Origin of the sequence: Streptomyces sp. NPDC016562, from assembly GCF_043076955.1 — a bacterium.
In the GTDB taxonomy this organism is placed as follows: Bacteria; Actinomycetota; Actinomycetes; order Streptomycetales; family Streptomycetaceae; genus Streptomyces.
Map to the genome: position 1 here is coordinate 1,341,577 of NZ_JBIBRZ010000002.1, position 26,342 is coordinate 1,367,918.

27 protein-coding genes are annotated in these 26,342 nt (G+C 74.1%); 8 read left to right on the plus strand and 19 right to left on the minus strand.

The genetic code is table 11. The annotated features are described in order from the left end of the window. Positions 1-69 precede the first annotated feature (69 nt). The 13 genes from ACF059_RS13660 to ACF059_RS13720 all read right to left on the minus strand — a co-directional run bounded on the left by ACF059_RS13660 (position 70) and on the right by ACF059_RS13720 (position 13,011). Positions 70-1,341 (minus strand): glycosyltransferase, encoded by a 1,272-nt coding sequence (locus ACF059_RS13660; protein WP_392055763.1) that lies wholly within the window; start codon positions 1,339-1,341, stop codon positions 70-72. Then, on the minus strand, positions 1,338-2,300 hold the full coding sequence (locus tag ACF059_RS13665; RefSeq protein WP_392055766.1) for a glycosyltransferase: 963 nt from the start codon (positions 2,298-2,300) through the stop codon (positions 1,338-1,340). The genes ACF059_RS13660 and ACF059_RS13665 overlap by 4 nt, the downstream gene beginning before the upstream one ends. Continuing rightward, positions 2,297-3,376 carry a glycosyltransferase family 9 protein gene (locus ACF059_RS13670; protein WP_392055769.1) on the minus strand — a complete coding sequence of 360 codons (1,080 nt, stop codon included), beginning with the start codon at positions 3,374-3,376 and terminating at the stop codon, positions 2,297-2,299. The genes ACF059_RS13665 and ACF059_RS13670 overlap by 4 nt, the downstream gene beginning before the upstream one ends. After that, positions 3,373-4,026, minus strand: a complete 654-nt coding sequence (locus ACF059_RS13675; protein WP_392055772.1) for a D-glycero-alpha-D-manno-heptose-1,7-bisphosphate 7-phosphatase — start codon at positions 4,024-4,026, stop codon at positions 3,373-3,375. Before ACF059_RS13675 ends, ACF059_RS13670 begins: the two co-directional genes overlap by 4 nt. After that, positions 4,023-5,099: a glycosyltransferase family 2 protein gene (locus tag ACF059_RS13680; RefSeq protein ID WP_392055775.1), complete on the minus strand. Its 1,077-nt coding sequence runs from the start codon at positions 5,097-5,099 to the stop codon at positions 4,023-4,025. The genes ACF059_RS13675 and ACF059_RS13680 overlap by 4 nt, the downstream gene beginning before the upstream one ends. A 5-nt stretch (positions 5,100-5,104) precedes the next feature. Next, positions 5,105-6,760: a carbamoyltransferase gene (locus ACF059_RS13685; protein WP_392055778.1), complete on the minus strand. Its 1,656-nt coding sequence runs from the start codon at positions 6,758-6,760 to the stop codon at positions 5,105-5,107. A gap of 101 nt (positions 6,761-6,861) precedes the next feature. Further along, positions 6,862-7,824 (minus strand): NAD-dependent epimerase/dehydratase family protein, encoded by a 963-nt coding sequence (locus tag ACF059_RS13690; RefSeq protein ID WP_392055781.1) that lies wholly within the window; start codon positions 7,822-7,824, stop codon positions 6,862-6,864. A 226-nt stretch (positions 7,825-8,050) separates the two neighbouring features. Then, positions 8,051-9,148 (minus strand): lactonase family protein, encoded by a 1,098-nt coding sequence (locus tag ACF059_RS13695; RefSeq protein WP_392055784.1) that lies wholly within the window; start codon positions 9,146-9,148, stop codon positions 8,051-8,053. Positions 9,149-9,262: 114 nt separating this feature from the next. Next, positions 9,263-10,072 (minus strand): SDR family oxidoreductase, encoded by an 810-nt coding sequence (locus ACF059_RS13700; RefSeq protein WP_392055787.1) that lies wholly within the window; start codon positions 10,070-10,072, stop codon positions 9,263-9,265. Between the two features lie 17 nt (positions 10,073-10,089). Further along, entirely contained in the window at positions 10,090-10,836 is a 747-nt protein-coding gene (locus tag ACF059_RS13705) for an SDR family oxidoreductase (RefSeq protein WP_392055790.1), read from the minus strand. Positions 10,837-10,992: 156 nt separating this feature from the next. Continuing rightward, positions 10,993-12,015: a DNA topoisomerase IB gene (locus tag ACF059_RS13710; protein ID WP_392055793.1), complete on the minus strand. Its 1,023-nt coding sequence runs from the start codon at positions 12,013-12,015 to the stop codon at positions 10,993-10,995. Between the two features lie 215 nt (positions 12,016-12,230). After that, entirely contained in the window at positions 12,231-12,428 is a 198-nt protein-coding gene (locus tag ACF059_RS13715) for a hypothetical protein (RefSeq protein WP_392055796.1), read from the minus strand. A 136-nt stretch (positions 12,429-12,564) separates the two neighbouring features. Further along, positions 12,565-13,011 carry a DUF6098 family protein gene (locus ACF059_RS13720; protein ID WP_392056687.1) on the minus strand — a complete coding sequence of 149 codons (447 nt, stop codon included), beginning with the start codon at positions 13,009-13,011 and terminating at the stop codon, positions 12,565-12,567. Positions 13,012-13,159: 148 nt separating this feature from the next. Here ACF059_RS13720 and ACF059_RS13725 point away from each other — a divergent pair, with 148 nt between their 5' ends. Continuing rightward, positions 13,160-13,747, plus strand: coding sequence for a pyridoxamine 5'-phosphate oxidase family protein (locus tag ACF059_RS13725; protein WP_366864582.1), 588 nt, complete (start codon positions 13,160-13,162; stop codon positions 13,745-13,747). 86 nt (positions 13,748-13,833) lie between these two features. Further along, positions 13,834-14,043, plus strand: a complete 210-nt coding sequence (locus ACF059_RS13730; protein ID WP_392055799.1) for a hypothetical protein — start codon at positions 13,834-13,836, stop codon at positions 14,041-14,043. Between the two features lie 62 nt (positions 14,044-14,105). Here ACF059_RS13730 and ACF059_RS13735 read toward each other — a convergent pair whose 3' ends face one another. Beyond that, a complete protein-coding gene (locus tag ACF059_RS13735) occupies positions 14,106-14,498 on the minus strand; it encodes a hypothetical protein (protein ID WP_392055802.1) in 393 nt (130 codons plus the stop codon). 141 nt (positions 14,499-14,639) lie between these two features. On the opposite strand from ACF059_RS13735, the gene ACF059_RS13740 reads away from it, so the two are divergent. Next, positions 14,640-14,870, plus strand: coding sequence for a DUF6479 family protein (locus tag ACF059_RS13740; protein WP_392055805.1), 231 nt, complete (start codon positions 14,640-14,642; stop codon positions 14,868-14,870). 126 nt (positions 14,871-14,996) lie between these two features. Here ACF059_RS13740 and ACF059_RS13745 read toward each other — a convergent pair whose 3' ends face one another. The 5 genes from ACF059_RS13745 to ACF059_RS13765 form a co-directional block, all read right to left on the minus strand. Next, on the minus strand, positions 14,997-16,235 hold the full coding sequence (locus ACF059_RS13745) for a cytochrome P450 (protein WP_392055808.1): 1,239 nt from the start codon (positions 16,233-16,235) through the stop codon (positions 14,997-14,999). A 144-nt stretch (positions 16,236-16,379) separates the two neighbouring features. After that, positions 16,380-17,969, minus strand: coding sequence for a phytoene desaturase family protein (locus ACF059_RS13750; protein ID WP_392055810.1), 1,590 nt, complete (start codon positions 17,967-17,969; stop codon positions 16,380-16,382). Beyond that, the gene (locus ACF059_RS13755) at positions 17,962-18,414 is read right to left on the minus strand and encodes an SRPBCC family protein (RefSeq protein WP_392055813.1); all 453 of its coding nucleotides are present in this window, start codon (positions 18,412-18,414) and stop codon (positions 17,962-17,964) included. Before ACF059_RS13755 ends, ACF059_RS13750 begins: the two co-directional genes overlap by 8 nt. Positions 18,415-18,424: 10 nt before the next feature. Continuing rightward, positions 18,425-18,754, minus strand: coding sequence for a plasmid stabilization protein (locus tag ACF059_RS13760; RefSeq protein WP_392055816.1), 330 nt, complete (start codon positions 18,752-18,754; stop codon positions 18,425-18,427). Positions 18,755-18,885: 131 nt separating this feature from the next. Next, positions 18,886-19,776, minus strand: a complete 891-nt coding sequence (locus tag ACF059_RS13765; protein WP_392055819.1) for an SDR family oxidoreductase — start codon at positions 19,774-19,776, stop codon at positions 18,886-18,888. Between the two features lie 227 nt (positions 19,777-20,003). Here ACF059_RS13765 and ACF059_RS13770 point away from each other — a divergent pair, with 227 nt between their 5' ends. The 5 genes from ACF059_RS13770 to ACF059_RS13790 all read left to right on the plus strand — a co-directional run bounded on the left by ACF059_RS13770 (position 20,004) and on the right by ACF059_RS13790 (position 26,316). Continuing rightward, positions 20,004-20,303: a DUF6480 family protein gene (locus ACF059_RS13770; RefSeq protein WP_392055821.1), complete on the plus strand. Its 300-nt coding sequence runs from the start codon at positions 20,004-20,006 to the stop codon at positions 20,301-20,303. A gap of 17 nt (positions 20,304-20,320) precedes the next feature. After that, entirely contained in the window at positions 20,321-21,781 is a 1,461-nt protein-coding gene (locus ACF059_RS13775) for a M20/M25/M40 family metallo-hydrolase (RefSeq protein WP_392055824.1), read from the plus strand. A gap of 133 nt (positions 21,782-21,914) precedes the next feature. Beyond that, positions 21,915-23,099: a zinc-dependent alcohol dehydrogenase gene (locus ACF059_RS13780; RefSeq protein ID WP_392055827.1), complete on the plus strand. Its 1,185-nt coding sequence runs from the start codon at positions 21,915-21,917 to the stop codon at positions 23,097-23,099. Between the two features lie 44 nt (positions 23,100-23,143). Then, a complete protein-coding gene (locus tag ACF059_RS13785; RefSeq protein ID WP_392055830.1) occupies positions 23,144-25,384 on the plus strand; it encodes a catalase in 2,241 nt (746 codons plus the stop codon). 41 nt (positions 25,385-25,425) lie between these two features. Further along, positions 25,426-26,316, plus strand: coding sequence for an SDR family oxidoreductase (locus ACF059_RS13790; protein WP_392055833.1), 891 nt, complete (start codon positions 25,426-25,428; stop codon positions 26,314-26,316). Positions 26,317-26,342 lie beyond the last annotated feature (26 nt).

Genomic DNA, 26,342 nt, shown 5'->3' on the forward strand with positions numbered 1-26,342 from the left:
TCCGGTCGTGGCCGACCGGAGGCGTTCGTCGGACGGGGGCGGGACGGACGGATGAGCGGCGCAGGGGGCTCACGTCCTCGTCCCGGCGCCCACGAGCCGCCCGGCGAGCACCGAACGGTAGGAGCGTTCCGTCGCGGCGGCGACCTGGGACCAGCCGTACCGGCTCAGTACGCGCCGCCGCCCGGCGGCCCCGTACGCCCGGCGTACGGAGTCGTCGGCCAGGAGCTCGGCGGTGGCCGCCGCGAGCGCGAGCGCGTCCCCGGGCGGCACGAGCCGTCCGGTCTCCCGGTCGGCCACGGTGTCCAGCTGGCCGCCGACGGCGCTGGCCACGACGGGCCGGCCGCAGGCCATCGCCTCCAGCGGCACGATGCCGAACGGCTCGTAGTCCGCCGGGCACAGCACCACGTCGGCGCTGCGCAACAGGGCGGGCACGCCGTCGCAGGGCACCGCCCCGACGAAGCGCACGCGGTCGAGGACGCCCGCTCCCCGGGCGAGGGCGCGCAGGCGCCGCACCTCCAGGTCCCCGTCGAGGTCCCCGGGCGCGGGGCCGCCCGCGATCACGAGCTCCGCCTCCGGCAGGTGGGCGAGGGCGGCGACGGACAGGGCCGCCCCCTTGCGGGGGACCAGCCGGCCCAGCTGGAGCAGCCGGTGGCGGGGGGCGCTCCCGCGCTCGGCGACCGGCCCCTCCGGCTGGAACCGCTCGGTGTCCACGCCGCAGGGAACGACGTCGGCCTTGTCCTCGGGAAGGCCCATCCGGACGAGCTCGGCGACCTCGTCGCGGCACGTCGCCACGACCCGGTCGCAGCCGAATCCGACCTCCCGCTCGCATCCGATGCGCGAGGGCGGACTGGTGTCGGCGGCGCCCTGGTGGCGTCGCTTGACGGTTCCCAGCGCGTGGTAGGTGTGCAGCATCGGCAGACCCAGCTCCCGCGCGGCCGCCAGCGAGGCCAGCCCGGACATCCAGAAGTGCGAGTGGACCAGGTCCGGTGGACCGGCCTCCCGCCAGTGGCGCATCAGGTAGTAGCCGAACTCCCTCATGTGCGGCAGCAGTTCGTCCTTGGGCAGGGGTTCGGCCGGTCCGGCCGGCACGTGGTGGACCGTCACGCCCGGGCGCAACCGGCTGACGACCGGCAGGTCCCGGGAATCCCGCCGCGTGTACACGGTGACGCGGTGACCCCGGTCGGCCAGCGCCCCGGCGAGGCAGGCCACGTGCACGTTCTGGCCGCCGGCGTCGACACCGCCGAGGGTCGCCAGGGGGCTCGCGTGCTCCGAGACCAGGGCCAGCGACAGGGGCCGGAGCCGGTGGGGCGACCGTATCGGACGGGCCGTGGGGGATGTCATGACCGTACCTCCGTCATCACGCGCTCCCAATCGGCCAGGAAGCGCTTGAGGCCGTACCGTTCGAGCGCGGCCTGCCGGGCGCGCGCGCCGTCCTCGGCGGCCGCCTGGGGTTCGTTGAGGTAGCGGGTGACCGCCCGCGCCAGCACCTCCGGCCGGGTCGACAGGACCCCGGTGCCCGGCAGGACGGCCTCCACGGCCTCCGTGGACGCCAGCGCCACGACGGGCATGCCCAGGTGCATGGCTTCCAGGAGCGACAGGCCGAGGGAGGTCCAGCGCACGGGGTGCAGGTACAGACGGCGCTCGGCCATCGCCGCGTGCAGCTCGCGCTGGGGGAGCTCGTAGGACCGGCACCGCTCCGCGGGCAGCCCCAGGTGCTCGGCGAGGCCCTCGGTGCGCATGCCGAAGACGTCCAGCGGCGCCGCCCGGGCCAGGTCGGGCAGGAGGTCCGTCCCGGTGTGACGGCCCCGCCTGATCGGCTCGTTCGTCACCACGGCCGCGCGCGGGACCGCACCGGTGTAGAGGTGCCCCGGGTCGACGATGCCGTGTTCGACGACCTCGGTGCGGGTGGCACCGTTGTCCCAGAACAGCCGGTTGAAGTGGGTGACGTGGACGAGCGTCAGATCGTCGCGGTCCGCGCAGGGGTGACGGGTGCGCGGCACGTCGCCGTCCGGGGCGTTGTGCTCCAGGTAGACGGCGGGCAGGTCGCGGCCGGGGCGCCGGCCCAGCCAGCGTTCGGCCAGCTCCAGCTCATGGGGCCGCTGGAGCACGACGAGGTCCACCGGCGCATCGGCCAGTTCGGCCGGAGTGACCTCGCGCACCGAGTCGGGCCAGCTGAAGGTGCGGGCGCGGCCCAGCCCGTCGGGGCCCCGGTCCGGGGTGACCGGGACGAGGTAGGTGTGCGGTCCCTGGACGAACGCGGTGGTCCAGGAACCGTGCACGTGCCACAGCAGGATGTTCATAGCGTCGCTCCTCGATCGGTCGCGCTCGGACGGGACGGCCGCGGGCCGCGCCCGCCCGGGGGAGCGTCCCCGAGCAGCCCGGCCACGGCCGCCAGCACCTCGTCGTCGGCCACCGAGTCCAGACAGGGATGGCCCTCCACCGGGCACACCCGCGCCCTGCTGCCCGCGCACGAGGCCCGCTGGTCGCCGAGCAGCACGTGCGGCACCCGGTACGGCCGCCACCGGCCGGCCGGCACCACGGGTGCGAACAGGCACACCACGGGCGTGCCCACGGCGGCGGCCAGATGGGTGGGGCCCGTGTTGCCCGCCACCACGACCTGCGCGGAGGCCAGGACACCGGCCAGTTCGTGCAGGTCGCCCGTGACACCGCCCAGGTCGAGCCCGTGACGGCCGGCCACTTCGGCGGTGAGCTCCTTCTCCGCGGGACTGCCGGTGACCACCACCCGGTGTCCCGCCTCGTGCAGCGCGGCCGCGGCGCGCGTGGCCCTGGCCGGGCTCCACGCGCGGGCGGCCACCGCCGCGCCCGGGTGCAGCACCACGTACGGTTCGGGACCCGTCAGCCGCGTCGTGTCGGGCGGGACGCACACCCGCAGTGCGCCGTCGTCGCCGTCGGGAAGCGAGAAACCGAAGTCGCGCACCAGGTCGAGGGCCGCGTCCGCCTCGTGCCGCTCCGGAAGCCGGTGGTGGCGCAGCGCGAGCAGGGATCCCGGGTACTCCTCGCAGTCGGCCGCGACCCGCTCCACACCCGCGAGCGCGAGCAGCAGGGCCGCCGGGAGCGGGCTCTGGTGGTGGGACACCAGGATCACGCCCCGGTCGAAGCGTCCGGCCGCCAGGGCGTCGACCAGCAGGCCGCACTCCTCGCGCGAGGTGCGGCCCGGCTCCAGCCCCACCCAGGGGGCCTCGTACACCAGTACCTGGTCCACGCCCGGCAACAGCCGCGCGGCGGCGACACCCTGGGGCCCGCAGAGCAGCGTGGTGTGGGAGGAGCCGGCCGCCACCGCGCGTACGGCGGGACCGGCCAGCAGCACGTCCCCGGCGCTGTCGAGGCGCACGACGAGACTGCGCGGGGCGTTCACCGGTCACCGCCGGGGCGGGGCGGGCGGGCGAGGAGCCGGACGGCGGCGAGCAGATCGCGCGCCGTCTCGCCGGCGGCCGCGACCTCCTCGGGGAGGGTGACGGGCGTCGGCACCAGCACCCCGCGCGCCCCGGCGGCGGCCGCGGCCCGCACGTCGGCGCCGATGTCCCCGATGACCGCCGTTCGTTCGGGGGCCGCGCCCAGCCGCTCGCACGCGGCGAGGACCAGACCCGGGGCCGGCTTGCGGCAGCCACAGCCGTCCTCGGGGCCGTGGGGGCACACCGCCCACACGTCGAACGGCCCGAAGAGCTCGTCCACGCGTCCTCGTACCGCCAGCACCTGCTCCCGCGTCAGGAGTCCGCGTGCGACACCCGACTGGTTGCTCACGACACCGACCGGGACGCCGAGCTCGCGCAGCGCGGTCACAGCGGCCCGCGCCGTGGGCATCGGAGCGACGAGGGCGGGGTCGCCGTTGTACGGGACATCGGCGACGAGCGTGCCGTCCCGGTCGAGGAGGACCGCTTCGGGAAGCCGGCCGTCCCTCCCGTACGGACGCCTGGTACGCGCCGCCCCGGGGGCCTCCCACACCCAGGGGAGGGCCACGGCGGCGGCGCCGGCGACCGAGGCGCCCCCGGCGGGCAGGTGCCTCATGACGCCACCTGATCGCGGGGAGCCGCCTGCGGGGCCGCCGAGCGGCTCGCGGGGGGCGCCGCCGGGTCCGCTCGGCGGATCCTGCGGTGCACGGCCGTCCCGCGCAGCCAGTGCCAGACCGCCACGACGGGGATGACCGCGCTCGTGACGGTCATGGTGAGGACCTCTGACGGGGTGCGCGGCCCGGGGGCGATGCGGGCAGCGGCGAACTCGGCGGTGCCCGCCGCCCAGCCGGCCGCGCACCACGCGGCGGCGCCCCTGCGGCCGGCCAGCGCACAGCCGACGGCCGCGGCGGCGGCCGCGGTCACGGCGAGGTGGCGCGGCAGCCGCCCGCGAGGGGCCCCCGCCCGGCCCCACCAGTCGTGGCCGTGCAGCCGGCCCATCAGTACGTCGTCGGCGTTGCCGGCCTGGACCCGCACGGACACCCAGCGGTCGGCGGGCCGGACCGGGTGGGTGGTACGGCGGCTTCCGGGGGCCAGGACCCAGCCGCCCTGGATCAGGCGCAGCGCCAGCTCGGCGTCCTCGCGGAAGGCGCGCCGGAAGCGCTCGTCGAAGCCGCCGGCGGCGTTCAGCGCCTCCCGGCGGAAGGCCATGTCGGCGGTGATCCAGCGGGCGGTGGCCAGACCGGCGGTGTTGCGCTCCCAGTCCGTGGGACGGCGGCCGGGCGGCAGGGGGACGTCGATGCGGGCCGTGACGGCCGCGGTGTCGTGGGAGGCGGCCACCAGATCACGAGCCAGGGCCTCGCCCCAGCCCTGTCCCGGCACCACGTCGTCGTCGAGGAAGACGATCCAGGGCACCGGACCCGCCGCCCGCGCCCCCGTGTTGCGGGCGGCCGCGGGGCCACGGGCCGGGCCGGCCACGACGGTGGTGATCGGGCGCAGCGCCGACGGGACGTCCAGAGCGGGCACAGTCCCGTCGGGGCCGGGACGGTCGTGCACGAGGACGATCCGTACGGGTCCGTGCCCTGCGGCCGTGGCGGCCGCCACGGCGTCCAGACAGGCCCGGAGACTGGGCCGGCCGAGGGTGGGCACGACGATCGCGTACGGAGGCGGGTGCGCGGACACCTCGGTCATCGCGGTCAACCTTCCTCTCCCGCACGGAAGATGGCGTCCCGGCGGACCGCGTACGGCCCGATGGCCAGCAGGTCCACCGGCGACGAGCCGAAGCACTCCAGCGCGTCCCGGGGGTCGTCGACCATCGGCCGGCCGGCGGTGTTCAGACTGGTGTTGACGACGACCGGCAGTCCGGTACGCCGCTCGAACTCGGTGAGCATCCTCGCCACCAGGGGCTCGCGCTGCGGGTCCACGGTCTGGATGCGGGCGGTGCCGTCGACGTGGACCACCGCCGGGATGCGCTCGCGCCAGCCGGGAGCCACGTCGTGCACGAACAGCATGTACGGGCTGGGCAGCGGCCCGTCGAAGATCTCGGACGCCCGCTCGGCGAGCACCATCGGGGCCACGGGGCGGAACTGCTCACGGCCCTTGACGTCGTTCAGCCGCTCCAGGTTCCCCGCGTGCCCGGGATGTGCCAGCAGCGAGCGGTGGCCGAGGGCCCGCGGGCCGAATTCGGAACGGCCCTGGAACCAGGCCACGATGGCGTTGTCGGCGAGCGCCTGCGCGACGGTGGCCGCGATGTCCGGGGGCCGCTCGAAGGGGACCCCGGCCGTCTTGAGCCAGGCGCCGAGCTCCGCGTCCGACCAGTCGCGGCCCAGGTCCGCGCCGTCCATGGGCTCGGGGTCGTCACCCGCCCCGGCGGCGAGGAGCAGCGCGGAACCGAGGGCCGTACCGGCGTCTCCGGCGGCCGGCTGGACCCACACGCGGGAGAACGGACCCTCGCGCGCGATGCGGGAGTTGGCCACGCAGTTCAGCGCGACGCCGCCGGCGAGGGTGAGCACGTCGTCGTGGGTGCGGCCGTGGAGCCAGCGGACCAGGTCCAGCAGCGTCTCCTCCAGTACGGCCTGTGCGCTCGCGGCGAGATCGGCGTGAGCCCCGTTCCACGGCTCGTCGGGGCCGCGGCGCGGGCAGAACTCGCTCCAGGGGACGCCGGTGGCGTGGAAGCCGCCGTCTCCCGTCGGGTACACGTAGCGGCGCAGTTCGGCCAGCATCCGCGGGGTGCCGTGGGAGGCGAGGGCCATCACCTTGAACTCGTCGGAGGACCTCAGGAAGCCCAGGTGGTCGGTGAGTTCCTCGTACACGAGCCCGAGCGAGTGGGGGAGGTCCTGTGCGTACAGCGGCTCCAGCCGGGCGCCCGTCCGGCGCGCCGCCAGGTGGGAGGCGCGTTCCCCGCGCCCGTCGAGGACCAGTACGGACGAGCGGGCGGCGCCCTGGGCCGCGAAGGCGCCGGACGCGGCATGGGCCATGTGGTGCGGAACGAAGCGCACGAGGCCGGGGTCGAGCCCGGGCAGCGCGGTCGCGAGGAATCCGGGGGCCTCGCGCGCGTACGTCTGGCGGAGGTGGTCCCACGGGTCGTCCAGGCCCATGGCGTCCGCCGGGAGCGCCAGGGCCGGGTCGTAGGAATACGCCACGGCGTCGAGGTCCTGCGGGCGCAGACCGGCACGCTTCAGGCACCAGGCGGCGGCCTGTTCCGGTAGTTCCCAGGCGGAGAAGGGCACCGGCCGTTTGCCGTGCTTCCGTCTGGAGAATCGTTCCTCCTCGGTGGCGGCGACCGTACGGCCGTCGATGACGAGGGCGGCGGAAGGGTCGTGGAAGAGCGCGTTGATTCCGAGAATGCGCATCGCGGAAGGGACCTTTCGGCGGAGGAGCCGGGCGGGGCCGGGCAGGGACGGGCGGGGAGGGGCGCGGCCGCCGGCGGACGTGCGTCGGGAGCCGAAGACGGTCAGTCGTCGCCTTCCGCGCGGAACCAGGCGATCGTGCGGCGCAGCCCGTCCTCGGCGGCCACCCGCGGCTCCCACTGGAGCTTGTCCCGGGCGAGCGTGATGTCGGGGCAGCGCACGGTGGGGTCGTCGGTCGGCCGCTCGACGAAGGTGATCTCCGACCGGGAACCGGTCAGTTCGACGATCCACCGGGCCAGCTCCAGCATGGTGAGCTCGTCGGGATTGCCGAGGTTCACCGGTCCCCGCATGCCGTGGTCCGCCGCCGCGAGGATCCCCGCGACGGTGTCGTCGACGTAGCACAGGGAGCGGGTCTGCAGGCCGTCGCCGGTGACGGTCAGCGGGGCGCCCGCCAGCGCCTGGCGGATGAAGGTGGGAACGGCGCGACCGTCGTAGCCCCGCATGCGCGGGCCGTAGGTGTTGAACAGCCGCACGATGCACACGTCCGTGCCCAGGGCCGAGGCGTGCGCGGTGCTCAGTGCCTCACCGAAACGCTTGGCCTCGTCGTAGACGCTGCGCGGGCCGACCGGGTTGACGTGCCCCCAGTACCGCTCGTTCTGGGGATGCTCCCGCGGATCGCCGTAGACCTCGGACGTGGAGGCCAGGACGAAGCGTGCCTCGCTGCGGTGCGCGAGTTCCAGGGCGTTGCGCGTACCGAGGCTTCCCGCCTCCAGCGTGTGCAGCGGCAGCCGGAGGTAGTCGGCGGGGGACGCGGGGGAGGCCAGGTGCAGAACGAGATCCGGGTCCCCCTCGACGGTGAAGGGGCGCGAGACGTTCGTCTCCAGCAGGGTGAAGCCGGGACGGCCGGCCAGTTCGGATATGTTCTCCGGCCGCCCCGTGCTGAAGTCGTCGACGCAGGTGACGGCGGTCCCCGCGGCCAGCAGGGCGGAGCACAGGTGGGAGCCGACGAAGCCCGCACCGCCGGTGACGACAGCATGCTTCCAGCGCGGCGCATGCGATGAGCTCACGGTGATCTCCTCGTGCGACAGGGACACGCGGGACGCAGGAACCGGGAGGGGCGCCGAGCCGGGCCCGCTCGTACCGGGATGAACCCCGCGGGGACGGCCCCAGCCTGCCGGAGCCGGGGGAGGGCGGCACGTGGGAGCGGCCAATCGGGTGAGTCCACGGCGCGGCGGACCGGGTCCTGTCCGGGAGGGTCCGCCGCCGCGCCCGGGTCCTGCCGTCGGGCCGCCGTCAGGCGAGGACGACGCAGGCGGCGGCCGGGACGTCCAGCTTTCCGGCCAGGTGCGGGCGGCCGCTGGCGGGATCGATGTCGAACCAGGTCACGTCACCGGACCACTCGTTGGTCACGTAGAGGTGCCGACCCGACGGGCCCGCCGCCAGATGCCGCGGCCAGTGACCACCGCAGCTCACGACCTCCGTGATCCGGGGCTTCTCGGGACCGTCCTCCAACGACAGGGTGACGAGGAGGTCGCTGCCCCGGATCGCCGCCCACACGAAGCGGCCGTCCCCCGAGGCGAGGGCGACCGACGGGTACTCCCGGGTGTCCGGCGCGGCCCCGGCCGAGCCCAGCGCCACCTCCGCCGTCGGCTCCAGGCGCCCGGCGCCCGCGTCCCACCGGCAGACGGTCAGCTGCGGTTCCAGCTCGTGGATCACGTACGCCACGTCCCCGCGCGGGTGGAACGCCACCTCCCGCGGACCGCTCCCGGCACGCAGCGGCGTCTCGGCCCGTACGCGCAGGGGCCCGCCTGCCGGATCGGGCGTGTACACGCGTACCGAGTCGGTCCCGAGGTCCACGCCGAGCACCCAGCGGCCGCTCGGATCGGGCGTCACCTGGTGGGCGTGCGGGCCGGCCTGACGTTCGGGGTCGGGCCCGCGGCCGCGGTGGCCGAGGACGGCGGCCGGGCCCTGCGGGCTGCCGTCGCCCGCGACGCGGATGCTGCTGACACTGCCGGACGTGTAGTTGGCGACCAGCAGCCGGTCCCCGCACACGCTCAGGTACGCGGGCCCGTCCCCGCCGACGGGCACGGGCCGCCCGAGCGGGGCGAGGGCGTCGGCCGTGATCCGGTAGGCGGCCACCAGCCCCTCGGCGCCGCCGGCGGCGTAGAGCGTCCGCCGGTCGGCGGACAGGGCCAGACACGAGGGGTCCTCGAAGCCGTCGACGACGCCCAGTGCGGTGAGCGCCCCCGTGACGGGGTCCACGGCCGCCGTGGTGATCCCGCGGCCTCCACCGGAGGTGAACGAGCCGATGTGGGCGCGCCGTCCGGCGCCCTGGTCCGTGTTCGCCGCGCCGTCCACCGGGTGGTCCTCTCGCCGTGGGTCCGCTGCCACGGGGCGAAGCTAACAGCCGCCTGCCGCGCATCCGCGTGACCGGGCCGGGACGGGGCGGCGGGCTCAGCCGCAGGGGTCAGGGCCCGGACGGGGCGGCCGGCTCAGCAGACGGGATCAGGGCCGGCGCCACCGGTCGTGTTCCATGTGAGACCCGGCCATGGGGCCCATCCGCAGCATGCCGCCGTCCACCGTCCAGGAGGCGCCGGTGACGTACGAGGCCGAGGGCCCGGCCAGGAACTCGATGACGGCGGCCACCTCGCGGGCATCGCCCGGACGGCCGGCGGGGATGCCCGGCCGGGGCTGCGTCCGCACGTCCTCGTCCTCCTGGCCGGTCATGGGGGTGGCGATCTCGCCGGGAGCCACCGCGTTCACGGTGATGCCGTGTTCGGCCAGTTCGAGTGCCATCACCTGCGTGAGGAGGCCCAGTCCGCCCTTGGCGGCGCAGTACGGGCCGGCGCCGACGCGCGGCTGGTGCTCGTGGACCGAGGTGACGTTGATGATCCGGCCGCCGGCGCCCTGACGGATCATGTGCCGCGCCGCCCGTTGACCGCACAGCAGCGGGCCCACGAGGTCGACGTCCAGGACCTGGCGCACGGTGGCCAGGTCCAGGTCCAGGAAGGGTGTGGCGGTCCCGGTGCCCGCGTTGTTCACGAGCACGTCGATGCGCCCGAGTCCGTCGGCGAGCCCGTCGATGACGTCGGCGGCGGCGGGCAGGTCGGTGAGGTCGAGCCGGGCGAGCACGGCGCGCCGGCCGCGCGCCCGGACCTCCTCGGCCGTGCGCTCGGCTCCCTCCTCGTCCTCGTGCCAGGTGATGCCGACGTCCAGGCCGGCCGTGGCCAGCCGCACGGCGACGGCGCGGCCGATTCCGGAGTCGGAACCGGTGACCACCGCCGTGGCGGGGGCGAAGTCCAGCGGACTGATCATGGTCGCGACCCTTTCCGTCAGGGCCAGGACGGTTCGCGGCGGGGCACCACGACCAGTTCGCCGACCACGCTCCCGGCGGGCACGGACAGCGCGTACATGACGGTGTCGGCCACGATGTCCGGGCTCTGGAGCAGAGCGGTGTCGGCCTCGGGGAACCGGTCCATGATGAAGGCGGTCTCCATTCCGCCGGCGATGATCCCGGTGACACCGATCCCGGTGCAGTCCCGCTGTGCCTCCTTGAACAGGGTGTGGGTGAACGCCCGCAGTCCGGACTTGCTCGCCGCGTACGGGCCCGCCTCCGTCCACGTACGGTTCGCGGCGGTGGAGAGGATGTTGACGATGTGGCCCCCGCCCGCGGTCACCATGCGCCGGTAGGTCTGCAGGCACAGGTACATCGGTCCGAGCAGGTTGGTGGTCACCACGTGCCTGACCTCCTCCGCCGTCAGGTGCTCGACGGACTTGGACACGTCGACGGCCGCGTTGTTGACGAGGACGTCCACACGGCCCCCGTCCGCCTCCACGTCCCCGAGGACGGCCGCGACCGCGTCGGGGTCGCACACGTCCATCTCGACGAAACGGGCCCGCCCGCCCGCCACCACGAGGTCCGCGCACAGCTCCTGGGCGAGGTCCTTGCGTACGTCGGCGACCAGGACCGAGGCGCCCGCCGCGGCGAGCCGCCGCGCGATGGCGGCGCCCAGGCCCCGGGCCCCGCCGGTGACCAGAGCCTGCTTGTCCGTCAGGTCGACCTGTACCGCGCTGTTCATGCTGTCCCTTGCCTTCCCTCTGTTCCGGGCGGTCCGGCGCCCTCCCGCAGGGAAGGGCCCGGCGACCGTCGCCTCTCGTGGGACCCACTCTGGGCAGGGACCGGGCACCGGGCGCGCGGGGTTAGGCCACCAGGCGGCGCGCCGCCCCCGCCCGCGTCATACGTGGCCCGTCCGCAGCAGTTTCAGGACGGCGCCCTCGACGGCCCCCTGGGTGGCCGGGCGGCCGAAGAGGCCCTCCTGGCCCAGCTTGCCGAGCACCGGGGCGATGGTCCGTCCGTCCTCGTAGAGCTCGATGACGCGGGGGTCGATGTAGGAGGACCGGCAGACGGCGGGCGTGTTGCCGAGGTAGTCGGAGACCTCGCGGACGGCGCGTGCCACGACCCGGCCGCGCCGGGCGGGGGAGGCGTCGGCCGTCTCCGCGGAGACGGCCAGGGCGACGGCGGCCAGGACGGTGGCGTACCAGGTCCTGAAGTCCTTGGCCGTCACGTCCTGCCCCGAGCGCTCGCGCAGGTAGCCGTTCAGGTCCTCGGCGCGGACCTCGCGCCACGCGCCGTGCTCCCGGTACGCGAACAGCCGCGGGCCCGGCTCCTTGCGCCGCAGCAGCGCCCGCACCACGGCGTGGGCCTGCTCGTCGACCAGGGACCGGGTCACCGTCCGGCCGGACTTGGCGGGGAAGTGCAGACGGATCTCGCCGCGCCGGCAGGTGACGTGATCCCGCAGCAGGGTGGTCAGGCCGTAGCTGCCGTTGTCGCGGGCATAGCGTTCGCCGCCGATCCGCAGGAAGCCCAGGTCCAGGATCCGGGTGAGGCAGGCCAGCACCCGGGCGCGGGTCAGACCGCGCCCGGCGAGATCCCGTGTCACGTGCTCCCGCAGCTGCGGCAGGGAGCGGGCGACGCGCTGCACGTGCTCGTGCTTGGCGGCGTCCTGCTGTTCGCGGAAGAGGGGATGGTAGAGGTACTGGCGCCGGCCCGCGGCGTCCGTCCCGACGGCCTGGATGTGGCCGTTGGGCCAGGGGCAGATCCACACCTCCTGCCAGGCAGGGGGGATCACCAGGGCGCGTACCCGGTCCCGGTCCGCCCCGGACAGGGGCCGGCCGTCGGTGTCCAGGTAACGGAACCCCCGGCCGTGGCGCATTCGGCGCCAGCCCGGCGCGTGCGGGTCGCTGGTCCGCAGTCGCACGGCAGGCACCCGTCAGTCCGCGCGCATGCCGCGCTGCGCCACCGTCCCGCCGGGTTTCCGCTGCTCTGTGTCACTCATGCGGGGCGTCTACCCGCGCAGACGCCTCCGCACGCCGGGGTCTGGGCCGTTGGTGTGGGCATGGCGCGGCGGCCGGCAACCAGGTTGCCGGCAGCCGTCGTTGGGGCCGTGCGGGGACCGTTGACGCAGGTCGTTGCTCACGGGTGGCCGGGCTGCTGCTCGGGAGGCGTCCCGCCACCCTTGCCGCCACCCTTGTGCCCTCGGTCCGTTCCGTGGGGGCGGCTCTTGCGGGCGCCCGCCGTGCCTGCCTCGTCGGCCTGCATTTCCCTGCTGTCCTGCGGTGTGGCCGCGCCGTTGCCGCTGCGCCGGGCCTCGGGCTGCTGTGGACTGGACATGCCTGCTCCCTCTGCTCGCGACGGGCCGCGCGCCGAGCCCTTTCGGCGCCGGTTCTTCTCGTACCGCTCCGGCGGCTACCCTGGCCAACAGGGGCCAACCACCGGCCGATCCGGTCGCTCGCATCCCCCCCCGGGCCTATGCCGTGCTCCCGTGCCGCGGGCTGCGGTCCAAGGGGCCCCAGTGTCCGCGCTGGCGGCGGATCTCCCGGGTGGCTTCCTCGATCACCGCCGGGTCGATCCACCCGAGGGGCCGGACGTCGGTGACGAGCGGCTCGTTGTCGGGGCCCCGCCCGTTCTCCGTGCCGTGGAGCAGCCAGGGACGCACGCGGCGGTCCTTCACGTGGGGCAGGTGGGCGTAGTCGTAGAGGCGGCGCGCGGCCCAGACCCGTAGCGGCCGGTCGCCCCACCAGGGCTCGACGTCGAGGGGGTTCGCGGACAGCCCCGGCAGGGGAATCCCCGTGAGCTCGTCACGGCTCGCGGGTGCGGGCAGGTCGGCGTCCGGTCCCATGGACCAGCGCACGTACAGACCCGTCCGCCGGGCGATGAGACCCGCCAGCTCGTCCAGTGACCTGATCGCCTGCATGTGCGTCAGGTGGTCCTCGTGGTGCACGTGGGGCGCCTACCCGGCCCTGCGGCCGCCATTCGGGAGCCGCCCGGCGTTCGACGAACCGGCAGGGCCTGCCCCATAGTTCGTTAGACAGGCGAAGAGTTTCCTTACATAATCCTTAGACATGGGAAAGACTTATGAACGCATCGACGGCCGCCTGCGCACTTTCATAGAGCAGCAGCCGATCTTCTTCACCGCGACCGCTCCGCTGGCCGGCGACGGCACGGTCAACCTTTCGCCCAAGGGCCTCAAGGGCTCCTTCGCGGTGCTCGACGAGACGACGGTCGCCTACCTCGACTTCGCGGGCAGCACGGCCGAGACCGTCGCGCACCTGCGGGAGAACGGCCGCATCACGATGATGTGGTGCGCCTTCCAGGGGCCGCCCAACATCGTCCGCGTGCACGGCCGGGGCGAGCCCGTCTTCCGTGACGACCCCCGCTTCAAGGAACTCCTCGCACACTTCCCGGACATCGACCCGACGCAGCACGGCCTGCGCGCGATCATCGTGGTGACGGCCGAACTCGTCCGCGACTCCTGTGGCTACGCGGTGCCCTTCATGTCGTACGACGAAGAGCGCGACCTGCACGGCAAGCGCTTCGCGCGCGAGGACGACGCCTCGCTGAGCGCCTACTTCGCCAAGAAGGACCACATCGCGCAGAGCCTCGACGGCCTGCCCGGGCTGCCCCTTCCGCTGCCGCCCGGTGACTTCTGAGCAACCGTCGCCCCCGTGTGATGCGGGTGCAAAGCGGGGCAGACGCGCGGCATGGCGATGTCGTCCCCGATGAAACGGAGCGCGTGATGAGTGAGAAGAAGCAGCACCACCCCGTCCCCACCCCGCCGTCGAAGGCTCCCGGCGAGAGCGGCGACCCGGAGGCCCGCAGGGAGGCGGAGGAAGCGGTGCTCCCCGAGACGCACGACGGCGAGGCCGCGGACGCACTGAGTCCGAGCACCGACGCACAGCGTCGCGCCGCGCAGAAGAAGGGCGCTGACCGGACGTCGTCCGAGTAACCGCCCGGCTGGAGCGAGGCGGCGACGGGGCGGGGCGAGGTGGGGCGAAGGGGCCCCGGGAATCAGCCGGCGCTGCGCTTTCCGGGCGGGTCCTGCGGGTCCACGCCGGTGGTGGCGGACGCGTCCTTGGTTCCGCTGGGGCGTTGCGAACGGCCCTTGGGGCCCATGTCGTGCATGCCCTCCTCGCCCCGTCCCGTCTTGCTCTGGTCCTCGCCGCGACGGCTCGTGCTCTTCGTGGGCTCACCGTGCGGATCTCCGGCCTCCTCCTTGGAGACCTTGCGCCCGGTGCCCTTTTCGGGGGCGTACTGGTCGGGGTGGAACGAGCGGTGGGCGCTCGGGTTGTCCTGCTGACGCGTCTCGTCGACGTCGGGGGACCAGCCGTGCTGCTCGGTTCCCTTGTGGGGGCTCGGGCCTTCGCCGTGCCGGGGGTGGGATGACTTCGGCTGCTTGGCCATCGTGTCCGCCTGCCTTCCGGAGAGGGGGCCTGGTCCTTCCAGCCTAGGCTCATCCGGCGGACGGCGGCGGAGTCACCGAGCCGGGGCCATGCCGCCGCAACCCGGTCCGGTAGACCTGCCGATCGCGGGTAAGCGCCCGTCATGATTGCTACCGAGATGTACGCGGCCGAAGCCCGCCCGGCGCTCCTGCTCATCCTCGCCGGAGTGGCCGTGGCCGTGCTCCTGATCAGCGCCTTCTGGTACGGCAGCCGACGCAGCGCGCGACGCCGTGCCCCCGCCCGGGCGGCCGAGCAGAACCCCGTGGCGCAGCAGCGCGCCCAGTCCTGGGAGACGCCGGACGAGGGGCCGGGCGGGCGCGAGAGCCGCCCATGAGCCCGCCCATGAGCCGGACGAGCCGGATGGGCCGAACGGGTCACAGGGGGCCGCCCGGGCCGGCGCCGCCTGACGCGAGCAGCCCGGGCCGGCCCGGCAGCCGCCTGCCGGCGCCGGCCCCCGCGGTCACATGAGGCGGAGCTCGAAGCCGCTGCGGGGCAGTGTGGGCATGCGGGACAGCGGAATGCGGAGGTCCTGGTCGGGGACCTCGTAGTCGAGCCGGGCCAGTTCCGTCGCGATGACCGCCAGCGCCGTGACGGTGATGTCCTCTCCCGGGCAGCGGTGACCGTCGGCCGGGTCCCCGCCGCCCTGGGGAATGAGGTCGTCCAGCGGGTTGTGCGGCCCGTCCGTGCTGGTGAAACGCCGCGGGTCGAACCGGTACGGGTCCTCCCACAGCGCGGGATCGTGGTTCTGCCCGTACAGGTCGAGCAGGACCATGCCGTCCTTGCGGATGTCCTCCCCCTGCCAGGTCAGGTCCTGCGCCGCGAGGCCCGCCACGAAGGGGGCGAAGGGGTAGAACCTGCGCACCTCCTGGGCGAACGCCTCGGCGTAGGCGCCCGCGCTGTCGTCGCGTAGTAGCTCGCGGTGCTGGGGCCACCGGTGCAGTGCGTGAGCGGCGAACGCGGCGAACCAGGCGATGGCGACCGTGGGCCGGATGACGTTCAGCAGCTCGACCGCGGCGGTGCGGGGGTCGAGCAGGGTCCCTTCGAGGTCGCGATGCCAGGTCACCGCCTCCAGTGCCGTACGCGCACCGCCCTTCGGCGAGGTCTGGCGCACCTCGGTGATCAGAGCGGCGAGGGCGTCCTCCTGGCGGCGACGGGCCCGGCGGGCGCGCAGGTGGCGGGGGCCGGGGGAGGCGAATCCGTCGACCATGGACGTGCAGTCGCGTGCCAGCTCGGCGGTGGCCGCGTCGGAGAGCGGCACGCCCGCCCAGTCGCGGACCGCGAGCCCCAGGACCGTGGCGGCCAGGTCGAAGACGACCACACGGTCCTCGTGCCGCGCGGCCACCGCCTCGCGCCACCGCCGACGGACGTGCCCGCCCAGGGAGGCGACGCCGTCGCCGTCCTTGAGGAGGGCGAGGAACATCGCCTTGCGCACCCGGTGCACTTCTCCGTCGAGCGTGTGGACGGCGCCCTGGCCGAAGAGGGTGTCCAGGACGGCGTCGGGCAGGGCGCAGGTGCGTACGACGTGCTTCTCGTCGTAGAAGAAGGCGACCGCGTCCGGGCCGCGCAGGGCGACGGTGGGCCGGCCCATCAGACGGGTCCGGACGACGCCGTCGGCGGCGCCGCGCATCCGGTTGGGCAGCCATGCGTAGCCGTGGGCGAGGAGCCCGAGCGTGCTGTCGTGCCAGGGGGCGGACTTCATGGAGGGAGGCATGGAGCGCGCGTACCCGGCCGGGGCCCGGGGCACGCACGAGACTGCCTGAGGTCACTCGTGCGGGGCCGTACGGGAGCGCAACGGGACGTACGGAGCCATACGCGCCCGTGCGGTCGGCACCGGCCGTGCTGCTCAGACGCGTTGGGCCCGGTGGAGGAAGGAGTGCAGGCCGTGAGGACGCAGGGCGGCGCGGGCGGCGTTCGCGCCGGGCGCGCCGTGGACCCCTCCGCCGGGATGGGCTGCGGCGGAGGCCAGGTACAGGTTCTTGACGGGGGTCTCGGGCCGGCCCGTGCCGGGGGTGGGGCGGAAGACCGTCTGCTGGTGCAGGGCGGTGGTGCCGTTGTTGATGGCTCCGTTGTGGAGGTTCTCGTCCATGGCCTGGAGGGTGGTGGGGGACAGGATCCGGCGGGCGCGGATCAGTGCGCGGAAGCCGGGCGCGCAGCGCTCCACCTGGGCTTCGACGCGGTCGGCCATGGCCTCCTCCTCGCGCGTGTCCCACCGTCCGGTGAGGCGGTCGGGGCCGGCGTCGGCGCTGACGCGCTGGGGGAGGTGGGTGTAGGCCCACGCCGACTCCGTCCCGGCGGGGGAGCGGCTGGGGTCCGCGGTGGTCATCTGGCCGAACAGGACGAACGGCTCGTCCGGCACGTGTCCCGTGGCGATCTGTGCGGCGAACCGGGTCAGGCCGTCGACGCCGTCGGCGAGGTGGACCGTACCCGCCCCGACCGCCCCCGGCGCCGTCCACGGCACCGGGCCCGTCAGCGCCCAGTCGACCTTGAAGGTCGCGAAGTCCCACTGGAAGCGCTCCAGGTCGCGCAGGAGCCGTGGCGGCAAATGGGCCTCGCCGACGAGGTCGCGGTACAGGGACTGCGCCGACGTGTCGGCCAGGACCGCGCGGCGCGCGCCGATCCTCTCCCCGCCCGCGGTCTCGACCCCGACCGCAGTGCCGCCCCGTACGTCGACCGACGTGACGCGCTCCCCGCAGCGCAGGACGCCTCCGAGACGCCGCAGGCGGCTCACGAGCGCGTCGGTCAGCGCGCCCGCTCCACCGACGGGCACCGGGAAGCCGTGGCTCTGCCCGAGCATCGACATCAGCCAGCCGAAGCCCCCGCTACCGGCGGCTTCGGGAGCCAGGTCGGCGTGCAGGGCGTTGCCGGCCAGCAGAAGACGGCCGCCCTCCCCGGCGAACTCCTCCTCACCCAGCCGGCGCACCGGCAGGGCCAGCTTGCGGGCCAGCCGCAGCCCTCCACCGGCGCGGAGCTTCGCCGCCAGCCGGAGCCCGGAGCGCACCGGGGGGAACGGGGTGAACAGGGCCTGGACGAGGTCGGGCCCCACCCGGCACCACGTCCGGTACAGGGCCTCCCAGGCCTCGGCGTCGGCGGGCGCGAAGCCCGCCAGGCCGGCGCAGGTGTCCTCCACCCGCCGCTCCAGCACCGCGCACCGGCCGTCCGGCAGCGGATGGGCCAGCACGGCCGGGGCGTGGGCCCAGCGCAGCCCCTCGGCGGCGAGGTCGAGCCTGGCCAGGACGGGGGAGGCGGCGGCCAGGGGGTAGAAGGCGCTGAAGACGTCCGTGACGTAGTCCGGGTGCACCCCGCGGTCACTGCGTACCGCTCCTCCGGGCTCGTCCTGCGCCTCCAGGACCTCCACGCTCCACCCGGCGTCGAGCAGGACGTTCGCGGCCACCAGGCCGTTGGGCCCCGCGCCGATCACCACCGCGTCAGGCACGGACCACCTCGTCGTGCCGCTTTTCCACGAGCCTGGCCAGGCGGGCCAGCATGCCCCGGTGGCGGAGCTGGATGGCCGCTTCGCTCAGGGGGTTGTGCAGCGTCCCTCCCAGACCGCGCAGCGGATGCTCGTCGCAGACGACGAGGGTCTCCTCGCCCCACGGCCTGAGCTGGAGGAAGATCCGGGCCGTGCCCAGTGCCTTGAACGCCGCCTCCAACTCCAGCTCCCGGCCGGGTTCCTGGTGGCGGACGGTCGTCGTGCCCTGCACGGACCACGGGCCGAGCCGGACCGTGTACCGCAGCCGGGAACCCGCTGCGGGCCAACCGTGGTCGAGCGGCTCGGACTCGGACGGGCCCACCACCCACTCCCCGTACAGGGACGGGTCGGCGAGCACCGCCCACACACTGCGAGGAGGACGCCGGATGAGCTGATGACGCACGGCCACGGGGGACTCCTCAGCGGCCGAGTGCGCTCTTGAGCTGGTCCTTGGTCATCGTGGAGCGGCCTTCGATGCCGCGCTTCTTCGCCTCCTGGTACAGCTCGTCCTTGGTGCGTTCGGACGAACCGCCGCCGCCACGGGACTTCTCGCCGCCGCGCTGCGAGGCGGACTTGCCCTGGGTGGAGCTGCTGCTCGCCGTCTTGCTCTCCCCGGAACGCGCGCGTTCCTTGTTCACCGTGCGGGAGGCCATCTCCTTCGCACGGTCCTCCGACATGCCGCGCTGCTCACCCGACTCCTTGATGTGTTCGTACTGACGCTCGCGCTTGGGGCTGGATCCTCGGGGCATGACAGGCCCTTTCATCGGTGGGTGGTGTCACGGTCATCGTGCGCCTACCCCGCTCGCGCCGCATCTCACACGGTCCGAACCGGGCACCCTCCGCGCACGGGTGTGGGGTCGGCCGGAGCCGCCGGGCCCGGTCACGGCAGGGGCGTACCGCCGGTGGCATTGACGATCTCGCCGGTGATGTAGCTCGCCTGGGGGGAGGCCAAGAAGACGTACGCGGGCGCCATTTCGGCGGGCTGGGCCGGGCGGCCCAAGGGCGACTGTTCGCCGAACCGCGCCACCTCGGGCATCGTGGCCGGGATCAGCGGCGTCCACACCGGGCCGGGGGCGACCCCGTTGACCCGGATGCCGCGCTCGGCGAGCATCTGCGCCAACCCGTGGGTGAAGGAGACGATCGCCGACTTCGTCATCGCGTAGTCGAGGAGGTGCGGGCTCGGCTGGTAGCCCTGTACGGAGGTGGTGTTGATGATCGCCCCGCCGCGCGGCATGTGCGCCAGCGCCTTGCGGGTGAGCCAGAACATCCCGTACAGGTTGGTCTTCATCACCCGGTCGAACTGCTCCGTGGTGATCGCCTCGATGCCGTCGGGCTGGGACATCTGGTAGGCCGCGTTGTTGACGAGGAGGTCGACGCGCCCGAAGGCGTCCACGGCCCGGTCGATCAGGGCCGTGCACTGCTCCTCGTCACGGATGTCGCAGGCGACCGGTACCGCCGTGCGGCCCGCGGCGCGGATCAGGCGCGTCGTCTCCGCTGCCTCGTCCGCCTCCTCGGGGAGGTGGGTGAAGACGACGTCCGCGCCCTCGCGCGCGAAGGCCAGGCAGACCGCCCTGCCGATTCCGGAATCGCCGCCGGTGACGACCGCCGCCCGGTCGAGCAGGACGTCGTGACCCTGGTAGGAGTCCTCCCCGTGGTCGGGTCGCGGCGACATCCGCTCCGTGGAGCCGGGATGGTCCTGCTTCCGCTCGGGAAAGGGAGGGCTGGGGTGGCGTGTCACCGGGTCGGGGACCCGGGGCGCTTCCTGGGGCATGAGATCTCCGTCGTGCGCCCTTCTCGGGCTGGTGAGGGGATGGGGGACGTCAACGTCATGGTGCGTGTCCGCGCATCTGCCCGCATCCGTCCGCCGTGAACACGAACCGGGTCGCTCCGGTCCGACGGGCCGTGAGGAGTGTGCCGCCAGGCGGTGGGTAGGCGCCGGTCAGGCCTGGTCGACCTGCCGACAGGGCGGCCCCCGGCCTTCGCGGAGAGGAGGCAGACATGTCCGCACACGTTCCAGAACCAGGCGCGGGGAACGTTCCGGAACCCGGCTCGGGGAACGTTCCGGAACCAGACGCGGGGAACGCTCCGGAATCCGGCCCTGGGAACACGTCGCGCCCGCCAGTCGGCGGCGTACCGCCGGGCGAGACTCCACCCGGTGAGTCGAGCACCGGCTCCGGCGCGGGTCCGTACCGTCCCCTCACGCGCGGCTGGGGGAAAGGTCCCCTCCTGGTCATCTGCCTGCTGGCCCTGGCCTGCGCCCTCTTCTTCCTCGCCTACGCCATCATGCTGAACGTCTGAGCGGCCCCGGGACCGCCGTGGAAGCCGTGGAACCCGCGGGGACGGCCGGCCGGGCCGACCGGGTCGACGCCGAAGACCCGGCCGACCCGGCCGACCCGGTCGGCTCGGCCGACCTGGCCGACCTGGCGCACTGGGTGGGCATCGCGTCCGTGTCGTCCGACGCGCACCGGGCCGATGACGTACGGCGCTCCGCGCGATGGCTGGCGCGGACCATGAGCCGGACCGGGTTCCCCCGTGCGGAGGTGTGGGAGACGTCCGGGCTGCCGGCCGTCTACGGCTGCTGGCCGGCCGCCGATCCGGACGCCCCGGTCCTGCTGGTCTACAGCCACCACGACGTGCATGCGGTCGAGCCCTCCGCCTGGCACGTCACCGCGCCCTTCGCACCCCTCCGGCGCGCCGGGCGCCTCCACGGGCGGGGCGCGTCCGACGCCAAGGGGCAGGTCATGTGCCACCTGTGGGCCCTGCGGACGCGCGCGGGCTCGCGCGCGGCCCCGCCCGTCACGGTGAAGTACCTGATCGAGGGGGAGGAGGAGATCGGCTCCGTGCGCATGGCCGATCTGCTGTCGGAGCACGCCGCCGACCTCGCGGCGGACGTGGTCATGGTCTCCGACTCCATGCTCTGGTCCCTGGACGAGCCGACCGTCTGCGTCGTGGTCCGCGGGTCGGTCACCGCCACCCTCACCGTCCGGGGAGCCCGGCGCGACCTCCACAGCGGAGCGGTGTCCGGCGCCGCCGCGAACGCGGCCTTCGAGTTGTGCCGGTTGCTGGACCTCCTCGTCGACTTGTCCGGCCGCATCGCCCTGCCCGGTTTCTACGACGCGGTGGCCGACCCCCGAACCGTCCTCGCCGGACTGGACTCCCTGCCCTTCGACCTGACGGCGTGGCTGGACGACACCGGGACGTTCGAAGCCGCCGGGGAGACGGGGTTCACGGTGCCCCAGCGGCTGTGGACCCGTCCCTCCGCCGAGGTCGCCCGCCTCACGGCCGGGCGCACCGAGGCTCCCGCTCTCGGACTCATCCCGGCGAAGGCCAGTGCGGACCTGCTGTTCAGGCTCGTACCGGACCAGCGGGCCGACCGGGTCGCCGACCAGCTGCGCGCCTGGCTGGACGAGCACCGCCGACCGGGTTTCGCCTACGACCTGGAGGTGTCCTCGACCATCTCCGACCCGTACCGGACGCCTCCCGACCACCCCGCGCTGGCGGCCCTGACCCGGGCGGTCAGCCACGCCTACGGAGCCCCCGCCCGGCACATCGGCAACGGCGGGGCCACCCCCGCCGCCCAGCTCGCCCGCGCCTGCGACGCCCCCGTGCTCTTCTTCGGTACGGGGCTGCCCGGGGACCGCTGGCACGCGGCCGAGGAACGGGTGGAGCTCGAAGCGCTGCGCCTCGGTGTCCGCACGCTGGCCTGTTTTCTCGGAGAGCTGGCGTCGGAGCCCGCCCTGCGCGGGGCCGCGCGGGGACGGGGGCCGTCCCCGTAACGGCACGTACCGGGCGGAATCCACCCGGTTCGTCGGCACGGCAGGGGGCACGCGCAGGGTGAGGAGCACGGCCACAGGGCCCCCGGCGGGCAGTGACCGGGCCGAGCGGCAGCACCGTCCCCAAGGAGGCGTCATGAGGGCACTCACCTGGCACGGCAAGCGCGACGTACGCGTCGACACCGTGCCCGATCCCACGATCCACGACCCCGACGACGTGATCGTCAAAGTCACCACGACGGGCCTGTGCGGCTCGGACCTCCACCTCTACGAGGTGCTCGGAGCGTTTCTCGACCCCGGCGACATCCTGGGCCACGAGCCCATGGGCACCGTGGTGGAGGTGGGACCCGAGGTCACCTCGCTCAAGGCCGGCGACCGGGTGGTCGTCCCCTTCAACATCTCGTGCGGCTCGTGCTTCATGTGCGACCGGGGCCTGCAGTCCCAGTGCGAGACGACACAGGTCCACGAGCACGGCACCGGAGCCTCCCTCTTCGGCTACACGAAGCTCTACGGGCAGGTCCCGGGCGGCCAGGCCGAGTACCTGCGCGTCCCGTTCGGGAACTCCCTGCCCATCCAGGTGCCGGTCGGGCCCTCCGACGAGCGTTTCGTCTACCTGTCCGACGTCCTGCCCACGGCCTGGCAGGCCGTCGAGTACGCGTCCGTCCCGCCGGGCGGCAGCGTCGCCGTCCTCGGCCTGGGCCCCATCGGGGACATGAGCTGCCGCATCGCCGCTCACCGCGGCGCCGACACGGTCATCGGCATCGACCTCGTCCCCGAACGCCTGGAGCGGGCCCGCAGCCGCGGCGTCCACACCCTGGACGTCCAGGAGCGCGGCGACGACCTGGTGGACGCCGTACGAGCCCTCACGGGCGGGCGCGGCCCCGACGCCGTCATCGACGCGGTGGGCATGGAGGCCCACGGCAGCCGCATGGCCGCCGCCGCGCAGGGCGTGACCACCCGTCTGCCCGACGCCCTGGCCGCTCCCCTGATGAAGCGGGCGGGAATCGACCGGCTGTCCGCGCTCCACACCGCCATCGACCTCGTCCGACGCGGCGGCACCCTGTCGGTGTCCGGGGTCTACGGAGGCGCGGTCGATCCGCTGCCGCTGCTGACGATGTTCGACAAGCAGCTCACCCTGCGCATGGGCCAGGCCAACGTCCGGCGCTGGGTCGACGACATCCTCCCCCTGCTCGTCGACGGCGATCCCCTCGGCGTCGACGACTTCGCCACGCACCGCTTGCCCCTCGAAGAGGCGCCGGACGCCTACGAGATGTTCCAGAAGAAGAAGGACGGCGCCGTGAAGGTCCTCTTCAAGCCGTGAACGAGCCGCGACCGACTGAGCACCCGACCCACTTGGGAGACACGATGACGACGAAGCACACCTCTGCGGCCCCGGAGCCCGACGGGGACGGCGTGCCGGGCAAGCCGGGACCGGTGTCCCCGCCCGTGCCCGAGCCGACGCAGCCCGCGCAGCCCCTCCCGGCGAAGCCGGACCAGGAAGGTCCGGAGACCGTGAGCCCCACCGGGCAGGCCACCGGGGCGGAGCAGGCGCGCACGGCCCAGAGCGGTGCGTACCTCACCACCGCCCAGGGGGCCAGGCTCCACGACACCGACCACGCGCTGAAGGCCGGCGCGCGGGGGCCGGTCCTGCTCCAGGACCACCATCTGCGCGAGAAGATCACTCACTTCGACCACGAGCGGATCCCGGAGCGCGTGGTCCACGCGCGCGGCGCCGCCGCGCACGGAGTCTTCCGGGGCTACGGCACGGCCTCGGAGGTGACACGGGCCGCGTTCCTGGCGAAGGACGTGGAGACCCCGGTGTTCGTGCGGTTCTCCACCGTCCTCGGATCGCGCGGTTCGGCCGACACCGTGCGCGACACCCGGGGCTTCGCGACGAAGTTCTACACCGACGAGGGCACCTTCGACCTGGTGGGCAACAACATCCCGGTGTTCTTCATCCAGGACGCGATCAAGTTCCCCGACATCATCCACGCCGGCAAGCCGCATCCGGACCGGGAGATCCCGCAGGCGCAGAGCGCGCACGACACGTTCTGGGACTTCGTGTCCCTGCACACCGAGGCCACCCACCACACCCTCTGGAACATGTCCGACCGCGGGATCCCGAGGTCGTTCCGCATGATGGAGGGCTTCGGCGTCCACACCTTCCGCCTGGTCAACGCGGCCGGTGACACCGCCCTGGTGAAGTTCCACTGGAAGCCGAAACTGGGTGTGCACTCACTGGTCTGGGAGGAAGCCCAGCTCATCAACGGCATGGATCCCGACTTCCACCGCCGGGACCTGTTCGACGCCATCGAGTCGGGTGCGTTCCCCCAGTGGGAACTGGGCATCCAGGTCTTCCCCGACACCCCGGAGCAGACGTTCGAGGGCATCGACCTCCTCGACCCGACGAAGATCGTCCCCGAGGAGCGCGCGCCGGTCCAGCCCATCGGGCTCATGACCCTGAACGCCAACACGAAGAACTTCTTCGCCGAGACGGAACAGGTCGCCTTCCACCCCGGTCACCTCGTCCCCGGTATCGACGTCACCGACGACCCGCTGCTCGCCGGCCGGCTCTTCTCCTACCTCGACACCCAGATCAGCCGGCTCGGCGGGCCCAACTTCGGCCAGATCCCGATCAACCGGCCGCAGGCCCCCGTCAACGACATGCTCCGCGACGGCATGCACCAGACCGCCGTCCACACCGGCGTCGCCCCGTACCGGCCCAACAGCCTCGACGGCGGCTGCCCCTTCCTCGCCGGAGGCGACACCGGCGCCTTCATCGAGGCACCCGTGAAGGTCCCTGCGGCGAGCAAGGTCCGCGAGGCGCCCGCATCCTTCTCGGACCACTTCTCCCAGCCGCGGCTCTTCTGGCTCAGCATGACCCCGCCCGAACGCGAACACATCATCGCCGCCTACACCTTCGAGCTGGGCAAGTGCTACGAACCAGCCGTCAAGGAACGGATGCTGACGGTCCTCGCGAACATCGATCGGCAGCTGTGCGAAGAGGTCGCCGCGGGCCTCGGCCTGCCGGCCCCGGAGGCCACCGTCCCGCACGCCGAGGTGGACCCCAGCCCGGCCCTCTCGCAGCTGGGAGGGACCTGGCCGACCGACGGCCGCGTGATCGGCATCGTCGTCGGAGCCGAGGCCGAGCCGGACGGCGTACGGGCCGCCCGGCAGGCCGTCCTGGACGCCGGCATGCTGCCCCTCGTCGTCGCCCCGACCGGCGCCGCCCTCGATTCCGACGGCGACCCGATCACCGTGCGGCGCACCTTCGCCACCGCCCGCTCGGTCGAGTTCGACGCCCTCCTGTTCGTCGGCGTGCCCGGGGCGGGTGCGGACGCTTACGGTGCCCGCGACGCCAAGGCCGGTACGGCCCGGCCCCCCGAAGCGCCCGACCCGCGCGTCCTGCTGCTCCTCACCGAGGCCTACCGGCACGGCAAGGCCATCGGCGGCTGGAACGGCGCGGAACGGCTCTTCGAGGCCGCCGGCCTCGACACGGACGGCCCCGGCATCGCCCTGGGCGAGGGTGGCGCGGCCGTCGTGGAGAGCGTCGCCGCGGCCCTGGCCGAGCACCGGGCCTGGGACAGGTTTCCGGCCGGGACCTGATCCCGGCGCGGAACGGGAGTGAGCGGACGGGTGGAGGCACAGTGATCACGCAGAGACGCACCCGGCCCCTGAGGGGCCGCACCGTCGTGGTGACCGGCGCCGCGCGCGGACTGGGAGCCGCGCTGGCGCGGGCCTTCGACGCCCGGGGCGCCCGGCTGGCCCTGCTGGGCCTGGAGCAGGCGGGTTTGCGGCGGGTGGCCGGGACACTGCGCAACGACACCGCCTGCTGGAGCGTGGACGTGACCGATGACGCGGCCATGGCGGCCACCGCCCGCGAGGTACGCACCCGCCTGGGGCCGGCGTCCGTGGTCGTGGGCAACGCCGGCATCGCCGAGGGCGGGCCGTTCGCCGACTCCGACCCGCGGACCTGGCGCCGCGTGGTCGAGGTCAACCTCATCGGCAGTGCCGCAACCGTGCGCTCCTTCCTGCCCGACCTCTTCGACACCAGCGGTTACTACCTCCAGATCGCCTCCTTGGCGTCCATGGGGGCGTCCCCGATGATGAGCGCCTACTGCGCGTCCAAGGCCGGCGTCGAGTCCATGGCCCAGGCCCTGCGGGCCGAGCTCGCACCCCGCGGTGTCGCCGTCGCGATCGCCTACATCAACTGGACGGACACCGACATGATCCGGGACGCCGACCGGCACGCCGTCCTGCGGGAACTGCGTGCCCACATGCCGCCGCCCGCGCGCACGGTGTATCCGGCGGAGCAGGTCGCGGACCGGCTGGCGAGCGCGGCGGAGCACCGGCGGCCCACGGTGTACGTACCCGCTTGGCTGCGCGCCGTCCAGCCCGTGCGTGCCGCCCTTCCGGCCCTCGTCACCCGCGTCGCACGCACCGAACTGCCCCGCCTCGAACGGGCCGCCCCCTTCGAGGCCACGGGCCTGCTGGGCGCCGGCGGGCGCGCTGACGGGGAGCGGTGGGATTCCCCCTGAAGCGCCGCTCCCCGCCCGCCCCGCTC